Source organism: Saccharopolyspora sp. NPDC002376 (genome assembly GCF_053593195.1).
The window spans coordinates 86,304-107,694 of the sequence record NZ_JBSFBZ010000003.1 but is presented as its reverse complement, the minus strand read 5'-3'; the positions used below and the strand labels follow the sequence as shown (position 1 = coordinate 107,694).

General features: G+C 68.7%; 18 protein-coding genes. 7 read left to right on the top strand and 11 right to left on the bottom strand.

The window, feature by feature from the left end; genetic code table 11:
- Nucleotides 1–188: 188 nt before the first annotated feature.
- The 8 genes from ACWCO2_RS03495 to ACWCO2_RS03460 form a co-directional block, all read right to left on the bottom strand.
- Entirely contained in the window at nt 189–1,130 is a 942-nt protein-coding gene (locus tag ACWCO2_RS03495) for a carbohydrate kinase family protein (RefSeq protein WP_450126112.1), read from the bottom strand.
- Complete coding sequence (locus tag ACWCO2_RS03490; RefSeq protein ID WP_450126111.1) at nt 1,127–2,599, bottom strand: lyase family protein; 1,473 nt, start codon at nt 2,597–2,599, stop codon at nt 1,127–1,129. Before ACWCO2_RS03490 ends, ACWCO2_RS03495 begins: the two co-directional genes overlap by 4 nt.
- Before the next feature lie 35 nt (nt 2,600–2,634).
- Entirely contained in the window at nt 2,635–4,374 is a 1,740-nt protein-coding gene (locus ACWCO2_RS03485) for an ABC transporter permease (protein WP_450126110.1), read from the bottom strand.
- The gene (locus ACWCO2_RS03480; RefSeq protein WP_450126109.1) at nt 4,371–5,432 is read right to left on the bottom strand and encodes an ABC transporter ATP-binding protein; all 1,062 of its coding nucleotides are present in this window, start codon (nt 5,430–5,432) and stop codon (nt 4,371–4,373) included. Before ACWCO2_RS03480 ends, ACWCO2_RS03485 begins: the two co-directional genes overlap by 4 nt.
- 318 nt (nt 5,433–5,750) lie before the next feature.
- The gene (locus ACWCO2_RS03475; RefSeq protein WP_450126108.1) at nt 5,751–6,782 is read right to left on the bottom strand and encodes an extracellular solute-binding protein; all 1,032 of its coding nucleotides are present in this window, start codon (nt 6,780–6,782) and stop codon (nt 5,751–5,753) included.
- A gap of 2 nt (nt 6,783–6,784) precedes the next feature.
- The gene (locus tag ACWCO2_RS03470) at nt 6,785–7,951 is read right to left on the bottom strand and encodes an ROK family protein (protein WP_450126107.1); all 1,167 of its coding nucleotides are present in this window, start codon (nt 7,949–7,951) and stop codon (nt 6,785–6,787) included.
- A gap of 242 nt (nt 7,952–8,193) precedes the next feature.
- A complete protein-coding gene (locus tag ACWCO2_RS03465; protein ID WP_450126106.1) occupies nt 8,194–8,466 on the bottom strand; it encodes a hypothetical protein in 273 nt (90 codons plus the stop codon).
- 29 nt (nt 8,467–8,495) lie between these two features.
- Nucleotides 8,496–8,705, bottom strand: a complete 210-nt coding sequence (locus ACWCO2_RS03460) for a zinc finger protein (protein ID WP_450126105.1) — start codon at nt 8,703–8,705, stop codon at nt 8,496–8,498.
- A 170-nt stretch (nt 8,706–8,875) separates the two neighbouring features.
- Between ACWCO2_RS03460 and ACWCO2_RS03455 the strand changes: the two genes are divergently transcribed.
- From ACWCO2_RS03455 to ACWCO2_RS03435, 5 genes are all read left to right on the top strand, one after another.
- Nucleotides 8,876–9,733 (top strand): helix-turn-helix domain-containing protein, encoded by an 858-nt coding sequence (locus tag ACWCO2_RS03455; protein ID WP_450126104.1) that lies wholly within the window; start codon nt 8,876–8,878, stop codon nt 9,731–9,733.
- A 20-nt stretch (nt 9,734–9,753) separates the two neighbouring features.
- Complete coding sequence (locus ACWCO2_RS03450) at nt 9,754–9,966, top strand: DUF397 domain-containing protein (protein WP_450126103.1); 213 nt, start codon at nt 9,754–9,756, stop codon at nt 9,964–9,966.
- An 84-nt stretch (nt 9,967–10,050) separates the two neighbouring features.
- On the top strand, nt 10,051–10,155 hold the full coding sequence (locus tag ACWCO2_RS03445) for a DUF397 domain-containing protein (protein ID WP_450126102.1): 105 nt from the start codon (nt 10,051–10,053) through the stop codon (nt 10,153–10,155).
- 530 nt (nt 10,156–10,685) lie between these two features.
- A complete protein-coding gene (locus tag ACWCO2_RS03440) occupies nt 10,686–11,342 on the top strand; it encodes a hypothetical protein (protein ID WP_450126101.1) in 657 nt (218 codons plus the stop codon).
- Between the two features lie 47 nt (nt 11,343–11,389).
- On the top strand, nt 11,390–11,626 hold the full coding sequence (locus ACWCO2_RS03435; RefSeq protein WP_450126100.1) for a hypothetical protein: 237 nt from the start codon (nt 11,390–11,392) through the stop codon (nt 11,624–11,626).
- A gap of 147 nt (nt 11,627–11,773) precedes the next feature.
- Here ACWCO2_RS03435 and ACWCO2_RS03430 read toward each other — a convergent pair whose 3' ends face one another.
- On the bottom strand, nt 11,774–12,421 hold the full coding sequence (locus ACWCO2_RS03430; RefSeq protein ID WP_450126099.1) for a TetR/AcrR family transcriptional regulator: 648 nt from the start codon (nt 12,419–12,421) through the stop codon (nt 11,774–11,776).
- Nucleotides 12,422–12,582: 161 nt separating this feature from the next.
- On the opposite strand from ACWCO2_RS03430, the gene ACWCO2_RS03425 reads away from it, so the two are divergent.
- Both ACWCO2_RS03425 and ACWCO2_RS03420 read left to right on the top strand, forming a co-directional pair.
- Nucleotides 12,583–15,303, top strand: coding sequence for an MMPL family transporter (locus ACWCO2_RS03425; RefSeq protein ID WP_450126098.1), 2,721 nt, complete (start codon nt 12,583–12,585; stop codon nt 15,301–15,303).
- Between the two features lie 5 nt (nt 15,304–15,308).
- Nucleotides 15,309–17,351: a YhgE/Pip family protein gene (locus tag ACWCO2_RS03420; RefSeq protein ID WP_450126097.1), complete on the top strand. Its 2,043-nt coding sequence runs from the start codon at nt 15,309–15,311 to the stop codon at nt 17,349–17,351.
- 43 nt (nt 17,352–17,394) lie between these two features.
- Here the strand turns inward: ACWCO2_RS03420 and ACWCO2_RS03415 are convergent, their stop codons facing one another.
- Together ACWCO2_RS03415 and ACWCO2_RS03410 are read right to left on the bottom strand one after the other, a co-directional pair.
- On the bottom strand, nt 17,395–18,399 hold the full coding sequence (locus tag ACWCO2_RS03415; protein ID WP_450126096.1) for an SWIM zinc finger family protein: 1,005 nt from the start codon (nt 18,397–18,399) through the stop codon (nt 17,395–17,397).
- Nucleotide 18,400: 1 nt separating this feature from the next.
- Nucleotides 18,401–21,046: a DEAD/DEAH box helicase gene (locus ACWCO2_RS03410; RefSeq protein WP_450126095.1), complete on the bottom strand. Its 2,646-nt coding sequence runs from the start codon at nt 21,044–21,046 to the stop codon at nt 18,401–18,403.
- Nucleotides 21,047–21,391: the final 345 nt, after the last annotated feature.

The window sequence follows — 21,391 nt, the reverse complement described above, 5'->3', positions numbered from 1 at the left end:
GTCCCCTGAGGTGCCGTTGCGCAGGATCGGGCCTGACACAGGACCACTCATGCCCGTTCCGCCTCTCCGCGAATCACAGTGGTGGTCCCGTCCGGGAGTGATCTCGCGTTTTGCGGTTTCTTGTGGCTGGTTTGCGTCACGGTCCCCTGAGGTGCCGTTGCGCAGGATCGGGCCTGACACAGAGCCACTCATGCCAGCACGTCCTCCGGGGTGAAAGCGCGGTCGTGCGAGGGACGGACGATCACGGTCGCGGCGACCCGCACCGCGTAGTCGGTGGCGTCGGCGACGTCCGCACCGTCGGCGAGCCGGTGCAGCAGTCCCGCGTTGAAGGCGTCACCGGCACCGGTCGAATCGCGCACCTGCACTTCGGGCGCCGGATGTGCACTGGGCTCCTGGCCCGGTCGCACGGCGAGAGCGCCGAGGGAGCCGCGCTTGACCACGACGGTCGTCCCGGTCGCGTCGGCGATGCTGCGGGCCGCGTCCTCATCGGTGCACTGGTCGTCACCGTGCAGGGCGCGCAGTTCGTCCGCGTTGGGCAGGAAGACGTCGACTTCTCGCAGCAGCTGGAGGACTTCGGCACGCGTGACTTCCGACCAGCCCTCCGGATCCCAGCCGGTGTCCAGAGCCGTGCGCGCGCCGGCCTGCCGCGCCTGGGCCAGCAAGCCGCGCGCGGACTCGCCTTGCAGGGCTGGCAGCAAGAAGTAGCCGGATAACAGCACGAACTGCGCGGACAGCGATTCGACCGGCACGGCTTCCGCGTCGAGCTCGGACATCGCCCCGAGCGCCGACAGGAACGAGCGGTCCCGGCCCGGCGCCTCGGCTGCGACGGTCACGCCGGTGGGCTCGTCGCGCACGCGGACCAGGTCCGACCGCAGTCCGGGGATGTCGAGCTGTTCGGTGAGCAGTCGGGCGGTTCCGTCGTCGCCGACACGCCCGGCCAGCACCGTCGACCTGCCGAGCTGTGCCAGCACGATGGCGGTGTTGGCCGCCGAGCCACCGGGCCGCAGGACGATCGAAGGCACGATCTGCTCGGTGCCGGGCGGCGGGAGTTCCGCCGCACCGGCGACCAGCACATCGAGGTTGACGTTGCCGACGACCGTGATCCGGTCATCGGGAGCAGGCTGGTTCACCCGCGGCCCCCGGCCAGCACACCGTCGACCGCAGCGTCCAGCTTGGCCGCGGCTTCGCTGAGAACCGTGCGACGCGCGGCGAATTCGTCGCCCAGCGAGCGCGCCCGACCCAACGCCAGCTCCGCCGTGCGCCGCACGGCCGCCGCACCGGGGCCGCCTGCCTGCGGGCGGTCGAGCACGAGCTCCGGCTTGAGTCCGGCGGCGAGCGCGGCCTCGACGACGGAGTCGTCCACCTCGCCCAGCCCGGCCTCCGCGATCGCAGCGGCGACCACCGAGCTCGTCCACTCCGCCGGCGGCGCCTGCCGAACGAGTGCGCCGACCACGGAATGCGCGCCGCGCCAAGGAATTCCGGCACCGGCCAGCGCTTCAGCGATGGCGGTGGTGGTCGCACCGGTGGCCACGACCTGCTCCGGCGACGGCGGGTCCTGCGGGCGCAGCTCCTCGATCAGCCCGCCCATCATGGTCAGGAACCGCACCGAGCGATCTCCCGCTCGCCACAGGTGTTCCTGGACGTCGGTGGTGGCGTTGTTGGAGTCCTCGTACCAGGCGGCGCCGACGTTGTTCATCGTCGCGGCCAGGTCGGCCGCCGCCGCGCCCGCCATCGAGCACATGTGCTCCAGAACCACCGGGTTCTTCTTCTGCGGCATGATGCTCGAGCCCTGGCAGTAGGAGTCCGGCGTGGCGATCCAGCCGAAGGTCATCCAGTCCAGCATGGTGCGGGCCATCCGGGCACCGGTCGCGAGGATCCGCGCCTGCACCGCCGCGGTGCGCATCAGGTGCTCCGACCCGGCCACCGCCTCGTAGCTGGAGGTGAAGCTCTCCCGGAAGCCGAGCAGTTCGCCCAGCCGCTCCGGCTCGATCGGCAAGTCGGTCCCGGCGAAGGCGCAGGAACCGAGCGGGTTGACGTCGAGCTCGTCGTAGACCGACAGCAGCTCGTCGGCCTGGCTCAACAACGCCTCGGCGTAACCGGCCAGCACGTGCCCGAGCGTGGTCGGCTGCGCCGGCCGACGGTGGGTGAACCCGGTGATCAGCACCTCCGCGCAGCGGTCCGCCTGGGCGGCGGCGGCCTCGGCGGCGGCGCAGGCCTGGCGGGCCTGGTCGAGGATGTTGTCCCGCAGCACCATGCGGAACACACCGGCGTCGAGGTCGTTGCGGGACCGGGCCAGCTGAACGTCCAATTCGGACTTCCTGATCCCGGCCGCCGCCGCGAGCCGCTGTTCGACGAGGTAGTAGACGTCCTCGACGCTGCCGTCGAAGACGAACCGGTCGTCCTCGGCCGCGAGCAGTTCGCGCAGACCGCCCAGCAGCTGCCGGGCGCGCTCGGCCGGCAGCAGGCCCTGCTCGGCGAGCATCACCACGTGCGCGAGGCTGGCCGTCAGCATCGGCCGGTACAGCTGCGGCGCGGACTTCTCGAAGGCGACCCGGAGGTGGTTCTGCCAGTAGATGGACAGGTTTTCCGGAGGCTGCATGTCAAGAACTCTTTCCACTGTGGATTGAGACGGACTCACGCGGTGGGCACGACCACCGGGGCGGCCGCGGAACGCTTCTGGCGCGGCCCCTGGCCGAGCCGGTTGGACACCGCCAGGACGATCAGGATCAGCACGATCTGCAGTGCGCCGTAGGCGGCTGCGGTGCCGAACTCCGAGGAGTAGATCCGGTTGTAGATCTCCACCGACATCGGCGGCAGACCCGGCGGGTAGATCACCACGGAGGCGACATACTCGCCCACACCGTCGACGAAGGCCAGCAGGGCACCGGCGAGCACCCCGCGCAGAACCAGCGGCAACGTGACGGTGCGCAGGACTCGCATCGGGCCGGCGCCGAGGTTGCGCGCGGCTTCCTCCAGCGTCGGATCGAGCTGGTCCAGGGAGGCGCTGGTCGAGCGGAACACCAGCGGCACGAACCGGACGAAGTAGGCGACCGGCAGGATCCACAGCGTGCCGACCAGCGTCAGGCCGAGGTTGCCGACGCCGGGCTCGTTGAACGCGGTCACCAGGTTCACGCCGATGACCGTGCCGGGCAGCGCCCACGGCAGCATGATGACCACGTCCAGCAGGCCCTTACCGGGCTTGCGCCACCGGGCCACGACCCACGCGGCCGCCGCACCGACGACGATCGCGAACGCGGTGGCCAGCAAGCTGGTCTGCACGCTCACCGAGATCGGAAGCAGGCTCTGCGGCTCGGAGAAGATCTCCAGGTAGTTGTCCAATGTGTACTCGGTCGGCAGCACCTGCGTCGTCCACGCGCCGTCCACCGAGAACGACACCAGCACGATCACCAGCACCGGCGCCAGCAGAACCACCGTCAGCAGCAGGCTGCCCAGCGCGGCGGCGAACTTCGCCGCGGCCGAGGCCGGTGCCCGACGCGCGCTCGGGGTGCCCTTGGAGAGGCTGCGGTGCACGCGACGGCCCTGGTACCAGCGCATGCTCAGCAGGAACACGATCGACACCACGGACAGTGCGGTCGACTGGGCGGCGGCAAGCGCGGCGTTGCCGGAGGTGCGCGCGGAGACGATCTCCATCGTCAGGGTCTGCACGTTGTACAGCTGCGGCGCGGTGAACGACGCCATCGACATCATGAACGTCAGCAGCGCACCGGAGACCAGCGCCGGGGTGAGCATCGGCAGCAGCACCGTCCGCCACACCCGGATCCGACCGGCGCCGAGGTTGGTCGCGGCCTCTTCAAGCGACCCGTCCATCCCGGCCAGCGCGGCCGAAACCGACAGGTAGAAGTACGGGTACATGGTGAAGGCGTGCACCAGGACGACGCCCGCCAGCCCACCGACCGAGGTGCTGGCCGGGTCGATGCCGAGCAGCACGTTGAGGGTGCGCGGCAGGATCCCGGTTTCGCTGTAGAGCAGCACGAACGACACCGCGCCGATCAGCGGCGGCAGCGCCATCGGCAGCACCGCGAACACCGAGAGCGCGCGGCGGCCGGGGAAGTCGAAGCGGTGCAGCAGCACTGCGAGCAGGGTGCCGAGCACACCGCAGAAGAAGACGGAGAGCAGCGAGCTCACCAACGACAGCAGCAGTGCCTGACCGGAACTACCGCCGAACAGGCTGCCGTAGTTGGTCGCGAAACCGTTGCCCCCAGCGGAAGTGATGGCCGTCGTCGCCATCGGGATGACGACGAGGAACAGCAGCACCAGCACGACCGGGATGGCCAGCACGTAGACGAACCGGTCGCCGTCGGACGCCGGCAGCTTGCGGCGCCGGGGCTTCGGGGCCACCGCCGGGGCGCTCATGGCCGCACCAGCCAGGCGTGGTCGGCGTCCGGACGCAGGCCGACGGCGTCACCGGGCCGCGGCAGACCGGGCCGGTCCGGCACCGCCACCGACAGCTCCAGGTCTCCGGCCTGCAACTCGAACTGGCAGGTCGCGCCGGTGAACTCCACGGCGCGCACGACGGCGTCGAAGCTGCCCTGCCCGGGTTCGGTGAGCTCGAAGTGCTCGGGCCGGACGGACACCGCGACCCGCTCGCCGGTCTTCGTCTGCTCGGCGCCACCGGTGGCGAGCTTCGCGCCGGATCCGGCCAGCTCCACCATGGCCCGGTCGCCGGAGACCTCCACGACCTCGGCGTCCAGGACGTTGCTGCCGCCGATGAACTTGGCCACGAAAGCGGTCGCGGGCTGGTGGTAGACCTCGCGCGGGGTGCCGACCTGGTGCAGCTTCCCGGATTCCAGCACGGCGATCCGGTCGCTCATGGCCATCGCCTCGGCCTGGTCGTGCGTGACGTAGACGCTGGTGATGCCGGCTTCGCGCTGCGCGCGCCGGATCTCGATCCGGGTCTCCTCGCGCAGCTTGGCGTCCAAATTGGACAGCGGCTCGTCGAGCAGCAGCACCGAGGGCGAGATGACCAGCGCGCGGGCCAGCGCGACGCGCTGCTGCTGACCGCCGGAGAGCTGGTCGATGCGCCGGTCCGCGTAGCCCTCGAGGCCGACCGCGGCGAGCGCGGCGGTGACCCGCTCGGCGCGTTCGGCCTTGGCGACCTTGCGGGTCACCAGGCCGTAGGCGACGTTCTGCGCGACGTCGTAGTGCGGGAACAGCGCGTAGTTCTGGAACACCATGCCGGTGCCGCGCTTGTTCGGCGGGGTGGCCGTGATGTCGCGGTCGCCGAAGAAGATTCGGCCGCTGGTGGGCGTGACGAACCCGGCGATCATGCGCAGCGTGGTGGACTTGCCGCAGCCGGACGGGCCCAGGAGCGTGAAGAACTCACCGGACTCGATCGTCACGTCGATGTCGTGCACGACCTGCGCGGCCGAGCCGTAGCTCTTGCCGACGCGGTCGAGGCGAACGGGGATCATGCTGGTCGCTCCGTGCTCTGCCCGCGCACCGGCGGGGCGACTAGGTGCTGAAACGTCTGATCAGCAGGCATCCGACCGGAGCTCCGGGTCCGGCGGCGTGCCATTTTTCAAGTACCTGCCCTTGATCTTCTTCTTTGCAGCGCCGAAGGCGCTTAGCCCACCTACAGCGCTGGCACCGCCGCGGGTTCTCAGAGGTCGCCCGGCGAGGACAGCCCGTTCGCCGTGCATCGGACATGCATGAGAACGGGCTCCCGCAGTCCAGGCGGCCTCTGAGGTTCCGCCACCCGCACCGCTACGCGGAGCGAGTGAAGACAGGCCTTAGTTCTGGTTCTTGATCTGGTCGCTCCAGTAGGAAATCCACTCGGATTCCTTGCTGCCCGCGAGTTCCCAGTCGACCGGCATCTCGTGCAGGCCAAGCGGGGCGAGCCAGCTCGGCTCACCGGCGCCCTCGACGGTCGGGATCTGGTAGTACTCCTCGCCCAGCTTCTTCTGCTCGTCGACGCCGAGCAGGAAGTCGAGGAACTTGTCGGCGGCGGCCGCGTTCGGGCCGTCCTTGACCTTGGCCACGCCGTCGATCAGCTGCGGCACACCGGAAGTCGTGGCGACCGGCTTGAACGGCGCACCATTCTTCTTCTGCTGCAGCATGACGTCCTGGAGGTTCCAGACGCTGATCGGCGCTTCCTGCCGCTGGATCCGCAGGTAGAGGTCGGTCGGGTTGGCCGCGTAGACCTTGGTGTTGGCGTCCAGCTTGCGCAGCCAGTCGTAGCCCGGTTCCGGGTCGTCCGGCGTGCTGTTGCGGCTGATCATCGCCGAGTAGATGCTGCGCATCGTGCCGGAGGCGGCGACGTCGCGGACCGCGATCTTGTCCTTGTACTCCGGCTTGATCAGGTCGTCCCAGTCCTTCGGGGCCTGCTCCGGGGTCAGCATCTGGTCGTTGTAGAAGACGACCTCGGCGAGGACCATCTCACCGACCCAGCGGCCGTCCGCGTCGCGGTAGCGCTCGGGGATCCGGTCGCGCACCTGGTCGGGAACGGGCGCGAGCACGCCGTCGTTGGCGGCCTGGCTGAGCTGCTGCTGCGAGCCGCCCCACCAGACGTCGGCCTGCGGGCGGCCGCGCTCGGCCGAGATCCGCTCGGCGGCTTCCTGCGCGCCGAGCGTCAGGAGCCGGACCTTGCCCTTGTACTCGGGGTTCGCCTCCTCGAAGTCCTTGACCACGGACTCGGCGAGTTCCTTGTCGCGGGCGGTGTAGATGGTCAGGCCGTCGTCTCCGCCGGCGGCGTTGAGACCGCATCCGGCGGTCAGACCGGCGAACAACGTCACGCCGGTGATGAGGGACAGGATTCTGCGCATGGCTACCCTTCGCGCACGGGCTGCGCGGTGTTCGCAGCCGGGGGAATCAGAGATGGCGAAACCGCGCCGATGTGCAGCGCGCGGGGACCGAGCTCGGCGAACACGACCTCGGGTGCCGACGGGGCCGCCGATCCGACGAGCGCGGCCAGTTCGGCCAGCCCGTCGGGTCCGAGTTCGGTGGCGGCTCCGGCGAAGACCACGCGTGCCGGGTTCACCACGCACGCGCAGACGATGGCGGCGTAGGCCCACGCCTCGATGACCTGCCTGCGCAACTCGGCGACAGCAGGTTCACCGGCCCGAGCGGCCAGCTCGGCGACCGGGGCGTCATCGGCCCGACCATCCAGTTCGGGCAGTGCCTGCCGGATGCCGGGAACGCTCCACCGCCGCTCGAACTCGCCGCGCCCGCCGCTGTGCGGCGCGGGCGGCAAACCCGCAGGCAGGAAGCCGATTTCCCCGGCGAATCCGGCGGCTCCGCGGCAGAGCGCTCCGCCGCTGACGATCGCGGCACCGATGCCGTATCCGACGTAGACCAGCACGAGGTCGTCCACGTCGGCGGCGGCGCCGCGTTCGCGCTCCCCCAGCGCGATCAGGTTGACGTCGTTGGAGATCTGCACGGGCAACCCGACCCGTTCGGCCAACGCCTCGGTGAGCGACCGCCCGCCCAGCGACTCCAGGACCGGCGAGAGCGCCACGGCCCCCTCCGCGGTGGCAACACCGGGGAGGGAGAACACGACGCGGCTCGGACTCGGCTTCGGATGCATCCGAAGTGCCTGGTGGACGACGTCGCTCAGCCCGTCCAGCGGCGCGTCCGGATCCACCGCGAGGCTGTACGAACCGAGCAGTTCCCCGGCGAGGTCGACCACCGAAACGCGCGCCTGCTCCCCTTCCAGGGACACGGCGACCAGCGATTCAGCGGACGGGTTGAACTCCAGCATCCGCGGCCGACGCCCCCCGGAGGAGTCCCCGGCACCGACCTCGATGACGTGCCCGGACCCCATCAGCTCGCGAACGATCTCGGTCAACGACGACGGGCGGTAACCGGTCAGCCCGGCGAGTTCAGTGCGCGAAACGGGCCCGTGCTCACGCAGCGCGGCGAGCACCGCATCGGTGCGGATGCGCCGCAGAGCCTCGTTCCCAGTGGGCGCAGAACGGTCGCTGACCTCGGACATGCGCTACTTTATACGTCATCCGAAGTAAGTTTCCAATACCTTTCGACCACCGAAAATCCCGCCAAGCCAACAACTTCCACGCGCCACCAACCGGCCACCCTCGATGATCACCAGCAGGAGAACCAGGAGAGTGGAGGCCGGTGGCCGAGCGCAGGGAGGGGAAGGCGCCCGGCCACCGGGTCGGACCGATGCAGTGGTCGGGGAGGCAGCTGCACCGATCCAGTCTTGTCGCCGACTCTCGGTCAGCCGCGCAAGTGATGTCGACCGGTTGATTGGTCGTCCGGGTCATCGGTGGGGAACTGCGGTGCAGGCGACCGCACTACGGCGCGGGCTCGCTCCTCATCGCGTTCGGCTTCCACTTGTGCGATGAGTTCCCAGACGTTGTAAGCACCCTCCCCCGCCCCGGCGTGCTGAGCCCGCGTGGCGAACGGAAACCGCATCGCGGTCGAGCTGATGATCAGAGCGGCGATCAACACGTTGATCAGCACGAGTCCGCTCAGGTGCAACCAGAACATCGCGTTCTCCTTCCGAGTGGGGCGGTCGATCAGGTGCGGTCGGCGAGGATGCGCCAGCAGTCCATGCAGGAGCGCTCGCGAACCCAGTCCACCTCGGTGCGGTCGTGCAGCTCAGCTGCGTCGACCTCCGCTCCGCAGTAGGCGGCGACCTGCTCGCCGACCGGAACCTCCCGCGCCACAACGGGAAACGCGTGCCGCCCACCGGTGACCGGACGCCAGATGTAAGTCAGGTACTCCATGGGGCTTCCTTCCGTGCCGATGTGGAAAATTGAAATCAAAGTCCCGTGGAATTTCCACATCTGCAATGTCCGTCAGCCGATAGATCCACCACCGCACCCGAAAGAGCGACTGCGTGGAAGGACTGCCCCCTGCGAAGATCCAAGCAACGAGCTGAGCGGAGGAGGACAACGTGGACGAGCGGATCAGCCCGACAGTGCGACTACGGAGGCTCACCAGAGGAATCCGACGCTGGCGCGCGGAAGCCGGACTCCGCCAAGAGGACGTCGCGGCTGCGCTGGACTGGTCCAAGCCGAAGCTGAGCAGGTTCGAGAACGCCGAGAAATCCGCTGGACCGGCCGAAGTTCTCGCGCTGGCAGCGGTCTACGGCGTCCCCGACGCAGAACGGGATCAGTACGTCGCGCTCGCGTTGCAAGCCAGGCAGAAGGGCTGGTGGCAGCGGTACGGCCAGGACGCACTGGCATCGAACTTCGAGGAATACATCGGGCTCGAGTCCGAAGCCGCCGAGGTGCACGAGTTCTCCGGCGAACTGATTCCCGGACTGTTGCAGACCGAGCGCTACGCAACCGAACTCATGCAGGCGTGGATCCCGAAGGCCGACGAAGTCGTCATGAAAGAGCGCACCGACCTGCGCGCACAACGACAAGCACGGCTGCGCGAAACGAATCCGCTCACCTTGGGCACCGTCATCCACGAGTCAGCGCTGCGACAACTGATCGGCGGCCCCGAGGTGATGCGCGAACAGCTCAAACACCTCGTGTCCAGCGCCAAACTGCCCCACGTGACAGTTCAGGTAATTCCGTTCAGCACCGGAGCGATCCCCGCACTCGGCCTTCCGTTCATCATGCTGTCCTTCCCCGATCAAGAAGATCCGGACGTAGCCTTCGCGGAGCACCTCACAGGTAGCGTCTATTTGGAGGATCCAGCCGAAGTTGCTGCATATACCCTGAACTACAGCGCCTTGCGGTCCAGGGCGTTGAGCCAGAAGGAATCGATCACCTTCCTGAACCGGCTCGCTCGGGAGTTGTAAGCAGGGCAAGGGAGCGCGGAATGTTATCCCCGGACTTCAGCCAGGCGCAGTGGCGCAAGAGCAGCCGAAGCCACGGCGGCGGGGGTGCCTGCGTCATGGTGGCGCGCGTTCCTGGAGCCGCTGGCGTGAAGGACAGCAAGCTCAGTAGCGCCAGCCCTGTCCTCCCCTTCACCACCTCGGCGTGGTCGGCCTTCATGCGCGACGTGAAGACCGGGAAGCACGACCTCCGCTGATCAGATGACCTGGAAGAAGTCCAGCTACACAGCGGACAAACCGGAAGTTGCGTCGAGGTCGGCAGCGGGCCCGGTGTCATCGGCGTGCGGGACACGAAAGATCGCGATGGCGGAACGCTGGCGTTCGATCATCGATCCTGGAGGGCCTTTCTAGCAGCAGTCCAAGCACGAAGGTTCGACCTGCGCTGATCGAAGACTTCAAGAGCTCCGCCTGGTCAAGACCGGCGGAGCTCTTGCTTTGGGAAAGTAGACGGCCGGCTACCCCTGACAGGAGGAGAACCCTCCTGGGGCTCTTGTCACCGGCCTGCTGACAGGCAACATGGACCGTCGCCGCTGGTCAACGGCACGCGAAAGGAATCACTCGCTTGCGGCCGACTGCCGGAAAGCCGTTGCTACCGCGACCACCGAAGGCGTAGTGGGACAGTGCCGGGCGTCGACCGCCGTGCGCATGCCGAAGGCGGTGACCATGCGTCACCAATACGGTGTCCATCGCCAGCAAGTTCTGTCGTTCACGAGGACATCAAGCCGGTCCCGCATACCCAGATCAGGGGAATTTCGCCGCGCGCAGCCTCACCGGGGCAAGAAAAAAGGGAGGTAGTGGCCTTGTGGCGGGTACCTCCCTCAAGCTGATGACAGCTTAGCACCACTATGTTGTCGGCGTGCAACCAGCGGATCCGCTCTACTCGCGTCACGTCCTGGCTCGGCTGACCGACTACTGCATGGCCCAGGGAATGCCTTGGACTCGGCGTTTGTGGGACATCGGGTCAATTCTGGCTTTGGAAGAACTCTGGGAAGCCAGCACGTGGCAGGCCCGGCGGGTTCTCTCGGCTACAGCCGTGAGCTGGCAGCAGCGCGAACTCGCGCGATTGGTCGGGCCTGATCTCGGACTCGGCACTCGCGAACTGCGCCGTGAACTCACCGAAATCCTCCGCAAAGGCGAGATCATCGATCCCAGCCCCGGCCACCGTCGCCTTCGACATCTCATCGACCACGCCCAAACGAACTACCTCGATCGGTGGGTTACCGGATTGCGCGACGGCGCCAAGGTCAAACCGGAACGATTGGCCCGCACGGTCGCCGCCCACCTGCTCGACCTCGGCTACACCGCTCCCTTTCTCACATCCCAGTGGGCGGCACTGAGCCGCGACGGAGCGGGTACCGACGCGATCCTCACGCGAGCTGCGGAACTGGCGCACACATCACCTCGCATTTTCGAAGTACTTCTCGTGATGGACGGAATCCCCAACCGCCCCCTCGCCGAGAAGACGGACGGCTGGCTGAACAAGACCGAAGTCAGCACATGGCTCGCCGCCCGCGCGCACACCACCCGAGGCGTGCGCGCAAGCGGGGGCTTCCGCGCGTCCTGTCCGAGGTGACCCAGGCCGTTCGCGTGGCACTTCGTCGTCTCTACAGAGCGCGAAACGTGGTGCTGCACGGCGGATCTGTCGCCAGTGTTTCCCTGGACGCCACGCTCCGGAGCGCGGCCCCGCTCGTCGGAGCGGGCCTCGACCGCATCGCCCACTCGTACTTCGACACAAGGCTGTACCCGCTCGACCTTGCGGCGCGTGCGGAATTGGCATGCGACCTCGTCGCCGGGGAAACCGACCTCTCGATCGTCGATCTGCTGCAACAACCGTGCCCCAAGCCTCATCGAGGTTAGCCGGGTGCGGAAGTGGCCCCCGTGCCGAGCGCGACCTACCGACGCCTCAAACCAGCGGCGGTCGACGGCCCACAACGCAGTGCCCCGGTCGGGGTGCAGTGCGCGATTTCGTGGAGGTCACACGGCCCCAGGTGATTTCGCCAGAGGTCAGGTGTCGCGAGGGGTGATGAGGGCTGCTGCGATGCGGGGGAAGATCTCCGTGAACAGGGTGCCCAGGTTCGGGTCGCTGTTGCTGAAGACCGCTCGTTCCAGTTCCGCGTCGTAGATCGCGATCAGCGCTCGGACCGCGTCTCGGGTGTCGACTTCCGCGCGCATGCCGAGTTCGTCGAGGGCGTGCTGCATCAGCTCCGCGACCGCTTCGGTGACCTGCACCAGGTACTCCCCCGCGCGCATGCGCAGTTCGGGGTTTCGCAGGGCGTGCGCGCGGAATTCGGTCAGCAGCAGGTACCAGGTCTTGTCGGCGACCAACGACTCCGCGCACGCCGCACCGATCTTGAGGATCGATTCGTGCACCGAGCGCTCTTCACCGGTGGGGGCGACGGCCTTCTCGATGATCTCCCGCGTCTGGTCGATGCGGGCGGTCATCTCCTCCTCGTAGACGGCGAGGAAGAGGTCTTCCTTCGTCGCGAAGTTGGAATAGAAGGCGCCGCGGCTAAAGCCGGCCGCCTCGCAGATCAGCTCCACCGGCGCGTCGCGGATGCTGTGCTCCAGGAACACCTCGCGGGCAGCGGAGATCAGCCGACGACGGGTTTCCGCGCGTCGTCGGGTTTCGCGCCGTTGCGGCTGGTCGGTCATGACCTTGATTCTCCCGCTCGGTGTTTCGCCTCACAGTTTCCCGCGCGAGGTGGCATCGCGGGGCCCCGGGAAACATACAGTGTGCATTGAATACATCGTGTATCGCATGCACCGCGTATCGCATGCGCCGTGTATCGATTCTCGCTGCGGGAGTGTTCCGGTTGTCGTCTTCGCTGTACCGACTCGGGCGGGCCGTGGTCCGCGCTAGAACCTGGGTGCTGGTCGCGTGGCTAGCGCTGCTCGCCGTGCTGGGCAGCGGCGCGTTCTTCCTGCAGAAGGGGATGGAGACCAGTCTCGAGATCCCCGGCGCCGAATCGCAGGAAGCGCTGGACCACCTCAACAACGTCTTCCCCCAGATGACAGGCTCGCGCGCGCAGCTGGTGTTCACCGTGCCGCCGGGCGAGCAGGTGGACTCGCCTGAGGTGCGGCACGCCTTCGAGGGCCTGATCGACCGCGTTTCCGGTTGGGACGGCGTGGACTCGGTGGTGAGTCCGCTGGACGAGCTGGTGAAGAACCAGGTCTCCGAGGACCGCAGCACCGGCCTGATCAACATGCAGTTCGACTTCCCGCCGCTGGATGTACCTGATCAGGTGAAGAACGACCTGATCAGCGAGGCTCACGCGCTGGAGCAGCAGCTCGGCGCAGGCGCCTCGGTGCACGTCGGCGGCGACATCTTCGCCAACGCCATGCCCGAGATGGGCGCGACCGAAGCGGTCGGCGTGGTCGTCGCGCTGCTGGTGCTGATGCTGTTGCTGCGCTCGCTGGTCGCCGCCGTGATGCCGCTGATCACCGCGCTCGTCGGCGTCGGCGTGTCGATGACGATCGTGCTGCTGGCCACCGTTTTCACCGAGGTGTCGTCGGCCGCGCCGATGCTCGGCGTGATGCTGGGCCTGGCCGTGGGCATCGACTACTCGCTGTTCATCGTGTCCCGGCACCGCGAACAGCTCGCCGCCGGAGTCGACGTCGACGAGTCCATCGCGCGTTCCGTGGCCACCGCCGGTTCGGCTGTCATCTTCGCCGGCGTCACGGTGATCATCGCGCTGCTGGCGCTGGCGGTTCCCGGCATCACGTTCCTGACCACCATGGGCGTGCTGGCCGGTGTCGCGATCGCGGTCGGAGTCGCGGTGGCGCTGACCATCATCCCGGCGCTGCTGAGCTTCGCGGGTGAACGGCTGCGCCCGGTCAAGGTCCGGCGCCGACGTGCCGCCAAGCCGCGTCGCGCACGCCGCTCGTTCGCGCTGACCTGGGTGCGGGCGGTCACCAAGGTGCCGCTGCTGACGATCGTCCTGGTCGTCGCCGGGCTCGGCGTGTGCGCGCTGCCGATGGCGGACCTGAAGCTGTCGGTGCCCGACGCGAGCGCGCAGGCCGTCGGCACCCCGGCGCGCGACACCTACGACCACATCGCCGAGAAGTTCGGCCCTGGCTTCAACAGCCCGCTGATGGTCACCACCGACATCATCGGCAACGAGGATCCGCTGGGGCAGGTCAACGGCATCGCCGACGAGATCCGGGCGATGCCGGGTGTGGCCGCGATTCCCATGGCCACGCCGAATCCGACCATCGACACCGGCATCATCCAGGTCATCCCGACCACCGGCGGCGAAGCCGACGAGACCGCCGACCTGGTGCACCGGCTGCGCGCGATGAGCCCGCACTTCGCCGAGAAGTACGGCGCGGGCATCGCGGTGACCGGCGTGACCGCCATCGGCATCGACCTGTCCGAGAAGCTCTTCGACGCGCTGCTGCCGTTCGCGGTCATCGTGGTCGGCCTGACGCTGGTGCTGCTGGCGATGGTGTTCCGCTCGGTGTGGGTGCCGGTCAAGGCCGCGCTCGGCTACCTGCTGTCGGTCGGCGCGACGTTCGGCGCGATCGCGTTCGTGTTCAACCAGGGGCACCTGGCCGGGCCGCTGAACCTGGCGCACGTCGGCGGGGTCATCAGCTTCATGCCGATCCTGCTGATGGCGATCCTGTTCGGGCTGGCCATGGACTACGAGGTCTTCCTGGTCTCCCGGATGCGCGAGGAGTACAGCCACCACGGCGACGCGAAGCGGGCCATCGAGGCCGGTTTCACCAACGTCGCGCCGGTGGTGGTGGCTGCCGCGGTCATCATGATCTCGGTGTTCGCCGCGTTCGTCCCGCACGGCGACGCCAACATCAAGCCCATCGCGTTCGGCCTGGCGGTCGGCGTGTTCGTGGACGCGTTCCTGGTCCGGATGACGCTGGTGCCGGCGGTGATGGCGCTGCTCGGCGACAAGGCCTGGTGGCTGCCGCGCTGGCTGGCCCGGCGGCTGCCCGCGATGGACGTGGAAGGCGAGGCGCTGCAGCACGAGCTGCGCCTGGCCGAGTGGCCGGGCAACGACGAGGTGGTCAGCGCCCGCGACCTGAGCATCCACGACGACCGCGGCGACCAGGCCGTCGGCGGCGTGCGGATCGGCCTGCGGCCTGGCGGGGTGCTCGCGGTGGAGGGCGATGACGCGTCCGCGCTGCTGCACGCGCTCGGCGGCCGAGTCCGGACCGTGCGGGGTGACCTGCGGGTGACCGGGCTGCTGCTGCCGCAGCGGGCGCGGGCCGTGCGGTCGCGCACCGCGCTGGTGCAGTGCCGGGACTCCGCTGAGCCTGCCGCCGAGGTCCGGCAGGCGGTGGCCGAAGGCGTGCAGCTGGTGCTGCTCGACGAGATCGACGCGATCGCCTCCGCCGAACAGCGCCGCCAGCTGACCACCCTGCTCCGCAGATCGTCCACTTCGGACGGATCGCCGGTGAGCTTCGTCGTGACTTTCCAGAACTCGGGCCTGGTCTCCGACCTCCTGCCGGACCACCGGGTCGACGTTCTGCGGCTTTCCGCGCGGCCGGACGTGTTATCGGGCCGCCTCCAGGAGGTTTGAGGGCAATGTTGAACCCGTTCACGCACGCCACCCGGCGCGCCGGCGGATCGGTCGGGCGCCTCACCTGGATCGGGCTCGCCCTGGTCCCGGTGCTCGTCGTCGGCGTGCTGGCCTGGGCCTTCTGGGCGCCGATGAGCCAGCACGGCGCCGCCAAGGTCGCAGTGGTCAACAACGACGAGCCGGCCACGATCAACGGTCAGATGGCCCCGCTGGGCCGGGAGATGGCCGCGAAGCTGGTCAACAGCACCGATTCCGGCTACGTCTGGCAGATCACCTCCTCCGAGGAGGCTTCGGAAGGCCTGGCTGACGGCCAGTACGCGGCGGCGGTGACCATCCCCGAGGCGTTCTCCCGCAACACGGCGTCGGTGATGACCGGCAAGCCGATGGACGCCACCCGGGCCGGGATCACCGTGGACACCTCGCCGGTCGCTGCCCCGGCCGACGCGGCGGCGGTGGAAGCTGCTGCGCGGCAGAGCGTTTCGGTGTTCAACCAGCAGATCTTGGAGATGCTGCTCGACGGGTTCTACGGCGGATTTTCCGAGATGCACGGTCAGCTGGGCACCGCCGCCGACGGCGCGCGGCAGTTGGCGGACGGCAGTGGGCAGCTCGCCGACGGAACCAAGCAGCTGGCTGGAGGCGTTGGCCAGCTGGTCGGCGGCGTTGACGAGTTGGCCGGCGGTGTGCCGCAGTTGGCCGACGGCGGTGCGCAGCTCGCCGACGGCGCTTCGCAGCTGTCCGGCGGCCTGAACCAGCTGCACCAGCAGGTTTCGCAGATGCCCGCGCAAACCCGGCAGCTGGCCGACGGCGCGGAGCAGGTCGCGGCGGGCAACCGTCAGATGGCGGACCAGTTCGTCCCGCTCGCCGACCAGATCCTGGCCGCGACCGACCAGATCCCCGACTCCCCCGAGCTCGACGGGCTCGCCGAACTCGCCGAGCAGTGCCCCGTCGACGGCCTGACCTCGGACTTCTGCACCCGCCTGCGCGAAGACATCGACCAGCTCAACCAGTACGAGGGCGTGCTGGACGGCATCAAGGACAAGATCCAGCAGCCGGTGAAGCAGGCTCGGGACGGTTTCGAAGGCCTCGCCTACGGTTCCGAGCAGGTCGCCAAGGGCACCCGGATGCTCGCCGACAACTCGGGCCAACTGGTCGGCGGGATCGGCCAGCTGGCCGACGGCGGCACGCAGCTCAGCGACGGCGCGCAGCAGCTGTCCGGCGGCCTGAACCAGCTCAACGGCGGTGTCCAAGAGCTCAACGGCGGTGTCCAGGAGCTCGGCGGTGGCGTGGGCCAGTTGGTCTCCGGCGCCGAGCAGGTCGCCGACGGCAACCGGCAGTTCGCCGACCAGATCGGCCCGGCGGCCGACCAGCTGCCCAACTACACCGACGACGAGCGCGCCCACCTCAAGACGGTGGCGTCCAGCCCGGCCGCGCTGCAGTCCGACCTGCCCGGCTTCGGCAAGTCCCTGATCGCCCTGCTGATCGCGATCGCGTTCTGGACCACAGCCCTGGGCATCTACGCCGTGACCAGGGCGATCCCGGCCGACGCGGCGAGCTCGCGCCGCTCCACCTGGCGCTTGGTGCTCTCCTCGCTGCTCCCCGGCGTGCTGATCGCGGCGATCGGAGCGGTCCTGGTCAGCGCAGCCCTGGCCCCGTTCCTCGGCCTGAGCTTCGGATCCTGGGCGGCTTTCGCCGGAGTAACCCTCCTAGCGGCCCTGGCCTTCGTGGCCCTCAACCAAGCCCTGATCGCCCTCCTCGGCAACACCGGCCGAATCGTCTCCATCGCGGTCCTGGTCCTGACGGCAGCAACCGGAGTGGTCTCCACGATCCCCGGATTCCTCCAGAGCACCAGCGCCTTCCTCCCCACGCACGGCGCGATCCAGGCCCTCTCGGCGATCGTCACGGGCTCCGGAGGAGCAACCAGCGGAGTCCTCCAGCTGGTGGCCTGGCTAGTGGCCGGACTCCTGGTCACGGTCATCGCGGTGGACCGAGCCCGCGTGGTCCCGGCCAAGCAACTCCGCCGCCGAACCACCACCCGCCCAGCCTGGTAACCCCGAGGTCCGTTCGGCACGCCACCCGCGCGCCGAACGGACCTCAAACACCTTTGTCACAGCCGTAGACGTCGCTCCTCGGCTCCGCCGTCGACTGCGGAGTCCTCCCAAATTTCCCTAAACTTGGAAATCCCCCGACCTGCGGTTCTGCCGGGCTGGGCTCCAATGGACGCCCCGCCACGCCACCTCCGCCCACATTGGACAGAAGAGCACGAGCGCGGTCCACCGCGTCGGCGGCCAGCGCGGTGAGCGCGATGGTGTCGACAGGCGCCTCCTCGACCTCCACGTCCTCCAACAGCGGCGCCAGGTCCAGCGGCTCGACCAGCACCGGGCCGGGCCCCTCCGGCAACGGGGCGATCGGAGCTGCCCACGCCTCAGCAGCGGGAGTGCCCACGTCGCCGCCTTCGCCGACGGCCGTCTCCTGCCGAGCGTTGCGCCGGTGGAGTTCCTCGGTCAGCTCGTCCTCCGCCCGGCCGCGCAACAGCAGCAGGACGAACGGATCCCGGTCCAGCAGCCAGGAAACCTGGTAGGCCAGCGCTGCCGCGTGCTTGCACGGGCTGTCCCAGCCGGGGCAGTCGCAGTCCGTTTCGAGGTCGCCGAAGCTCGGCAGCAGGCGCACGCCCGCGTCCTCGGCGGTGTCGACCAGGTCCGGTGGCATGTCCCGGTCGAGCAGCGCGGCGATGTGCCCGGCCCGGCCGGCCACCCGGTCCAGGAACCGCTCCCAGCCCGAGCCGGTCAGCTCCGCGAGGTGGACTTCGGTGCGATGCGGCTGGTCAGGGTCGCCGTCGTGCACCGGCGCGGAGATCCGCCCAGGGCTGACCGTGATCGCCCCGACCTGACCGGCGAAGGCGTACTTGCGGCCCTTCTTCAGCTGCTCCGGATCGAGCGCGGTGTACTCCATCGCCTCGATCCACGCGTTGCCCCACCAGGTGTCGGCGAACTTCTTGCCGTACCGCTTGCCCGGCGGGAAGGCGGGGAAGGTCGCCGCGCGCACCGGTTCGTCCTCGTCGAAGTCGAGGTAGAAGTCGTCATCGTCGTAGTAGGACATCTCAGACGCTCCTCAATTCGACCAGTCGCCGCAGCTCGGCATCGGAAAGCTCGCTCAGCGCCGCCTCACCACCGACGATCGCATCGGCCAATTCCCGCTTGTGCACGAGAAGTTCGGCGATCCGCTCCTCCAACGTGCCCTGCGCCATCAACCGGTGCACCTGCACCGGCTTGTCCTGCCCGATCCGGTGCGCCCGGTCGGTGGCCTGCTCCTCGACGGCGGGGTTCCACCAGCGGTCGTAGTGGATGACGTGGTCGGCCCGGGTCAGGTTCAGACCGGTACCAGCGGCTTTGAGCGAGAGCAGGAAAACCGGCGCTTCACCGGCCTGGAACCGCCGCACCATCTCGTCCCGCTTGGCCACCGGCGTACCGCCGTGCAGCAGTTGTGCTGGCACCCCGTGATCGGCCAGGTGCTTCTCCAACAGCCGGGCCATCTGCACGTACTGCGTGAAGACCAGCACCGCACCGTCTTCGGCGAGGATGGTGCCGAGCAGTTCGTCCAGCGCCTGCAACTTCTCCGAGCGAGCGGCAGACGCGGTGTCTTCCTTCAGGTAGTGCGCCGGGTGGTTGCACACCTGCTTGAGCCCGACCAACAGCTTGAGCACCGAACCACGCCGCGCGATTTCGGTTGTGCTGCTGCGGATTTCGGCCATCACCTCGTCGGCCACCCGCTGGTAGAGAGCGATCTGCTCCGAGGTGAGGGCAACCAGGTGGTCGGTCTCGGTCTTGGGCGGCAACTCCGGCGCGATACCCGGATCGCTCTTGCGGCGGCGCAGCAGGAACGGTCGCACCAGCCGGGACAACCGTTGCGCGGTCGCGTTGTCCCGCCCCTCCTCCACCGATCGACTCCACTCGGCGCGGAACTCGCCCATCCGCCCCAGCAGCCCCGGCGAGGTCCAGTCCAAGATCGCCCACAGCTCGCTCAGGTCGTTCTCCACCGGCGTACCGGTCAACGCCACCTTGGCGTCCGCGGGGATCTCGCGCAGCGCCTTCGCCGTACCGCTCAAGCGGTTCTTGACGTGCTGGGCCTCGTCAGCGACGACCATTCCCCATCGGTGCGCGGCCAACGTCGACGCGTCAACGCGCATCGTCCCGTAGGTGGTGAGAACGAAACCGCTTTCTGCACCGGACAAAGAGCGCTCCGCCCCGTGAAACCGGCGCACCGGCGTGCTGGGCGCGAACTTCTCGATCTCGCGCTCCCAGTTGCTCAGCAGAGAAGCCGGGCAGACCACCAACGTCGGCCCCACCGCGCGCCGCAGGTGCAGCGAGATCAGCATGATCGTCTTGCCCAGACCCATGTCGTCGGCCAGACATCCGCCGAACCCCAACGACGTCATCCGCTCCAGCCAGCGCAGACCGCGCTGCTGGTAGTCGCGCAATGTCGCGGTCAGCTCCGGCGGCTGCCCGAGCGCCTCCGGTCCTCCGTCAGGATCGGCGATCCGATCGACCACCTCACCGAGCCAACCCTCCCCAACGGCTTCGACGCGGACGCCCTCGACCACCGCGCTGCCGACCAGCACGCTGCCCAAAGCCGGATAAGCCGGGACCGACGGCAGTGCCCGTTCCCGCGCTTTCCGCGCCAACTCGGGTTCGACCAGCAACCACTGGTCACGCAGCCGAACCACCGGGCGCGACTTGGCCACCAGATCCATCTCGGCGTCGGTGAGCGGCGCGCCGCCGAGGGTCAGCTGCCAGGACATCGGCAACGGACCGGATTCCCGCAGGTAGGCCGCAACATCGTCGGGCCGGTCACTGGACGCGGACACCGCGACCCGCGCGTTGAGCTCGCGGGAGAGCTCCGGCGGCCATTCGACGTCGACCCCCATCGCCGCCAACCGCGCCTCGCCACCGCCGAGCAGGTCCACCACGTCCTCGTCGACCAGCTCCAACTCGACCGGCTCGGCTTCGGCCAACAGGCTTTCCAGCGGCGACCACGCACGAGCGGCCCGGCGCACCGCGAGCATCGCTTCGAACGTCGCGCGGTCGCCGAAACCGTGCGCTTCCCCCGCCCACAACGTCTCGGCGTCGACCGCCTGCGTCGGATCGGCGAGGTTGCGCAGCCGGACCACGGCGGTGAACGGAGCTTCGTCGTAGTCGCCGCGCAGCTCCAGCCGCAAGCTCACGCGCAGACCCGCGTCAACGCCCGCAGCGACCTGCTGCGCCCACTCGCGGAGCTCCTCGTCAGCGGTTGTGAGCTCCTGAGCCGCGTAAAGCGATTCGCCGGCTGACCAAGCCGGATTGCGAGGCATCGCGTCGGCGACCGCGTCGAAGAACTCGCGCAACAGCTCCGCAGCGTCGGGCAACATCAACCGATCGGCGTCCGGATCCACCGGCACCGCCCGCGCACTAGCCGGAATGGCGGCGGCCAGCGCACGCAACCGCTCAACGTCGACAACGTCGAACGGCCCCATCCGCCACGCAGCAACACCGCTCTCGTGGACACCCGGCAAAACCCGCCCGCGCGCAACCATGTGCAACGCGAACTTTGCCGCAGCACCCCAAAAACCAGCAGCCGGATGCACGTCCCCATCCAGCGGAACCAACAGCGGCAACGCCTCGACTAGCGGAATCCGACGCACCGGAACGCGCCGAGCAAGGACCGCGCCGTCCTCCAGCAGCGTCACCACCGCGTCACCGAGCTCCCCCACCGAGACTTCAGGCGACCCGCCATCCGGGCCATGAACAAGAAACACCCCCGCCCGCGGCACGTCCCCAACCTCGAACACCACCGCGCACCGACCCAGCCCCACCCGCACCTCCAGATCCGTTGCCCGTACAGCGTACCGTAAACAGCACGCCAACCCCGTTCATTCCCGTACCCCCCGATCCGCGGAGATTTCGTTCTCCCACCGATGTGAACCAGCCCGGGGGGTGGGGTCGTGAGTGCGCAACAGCGCCGGGCTGGCAGGAGATCGGCCGCTGGCCCGGCGTCCTCCGCCTGTCCCCACAAGACGACCGCGACGAAATCCTCATGATCCTGTCACCGCTTTAAG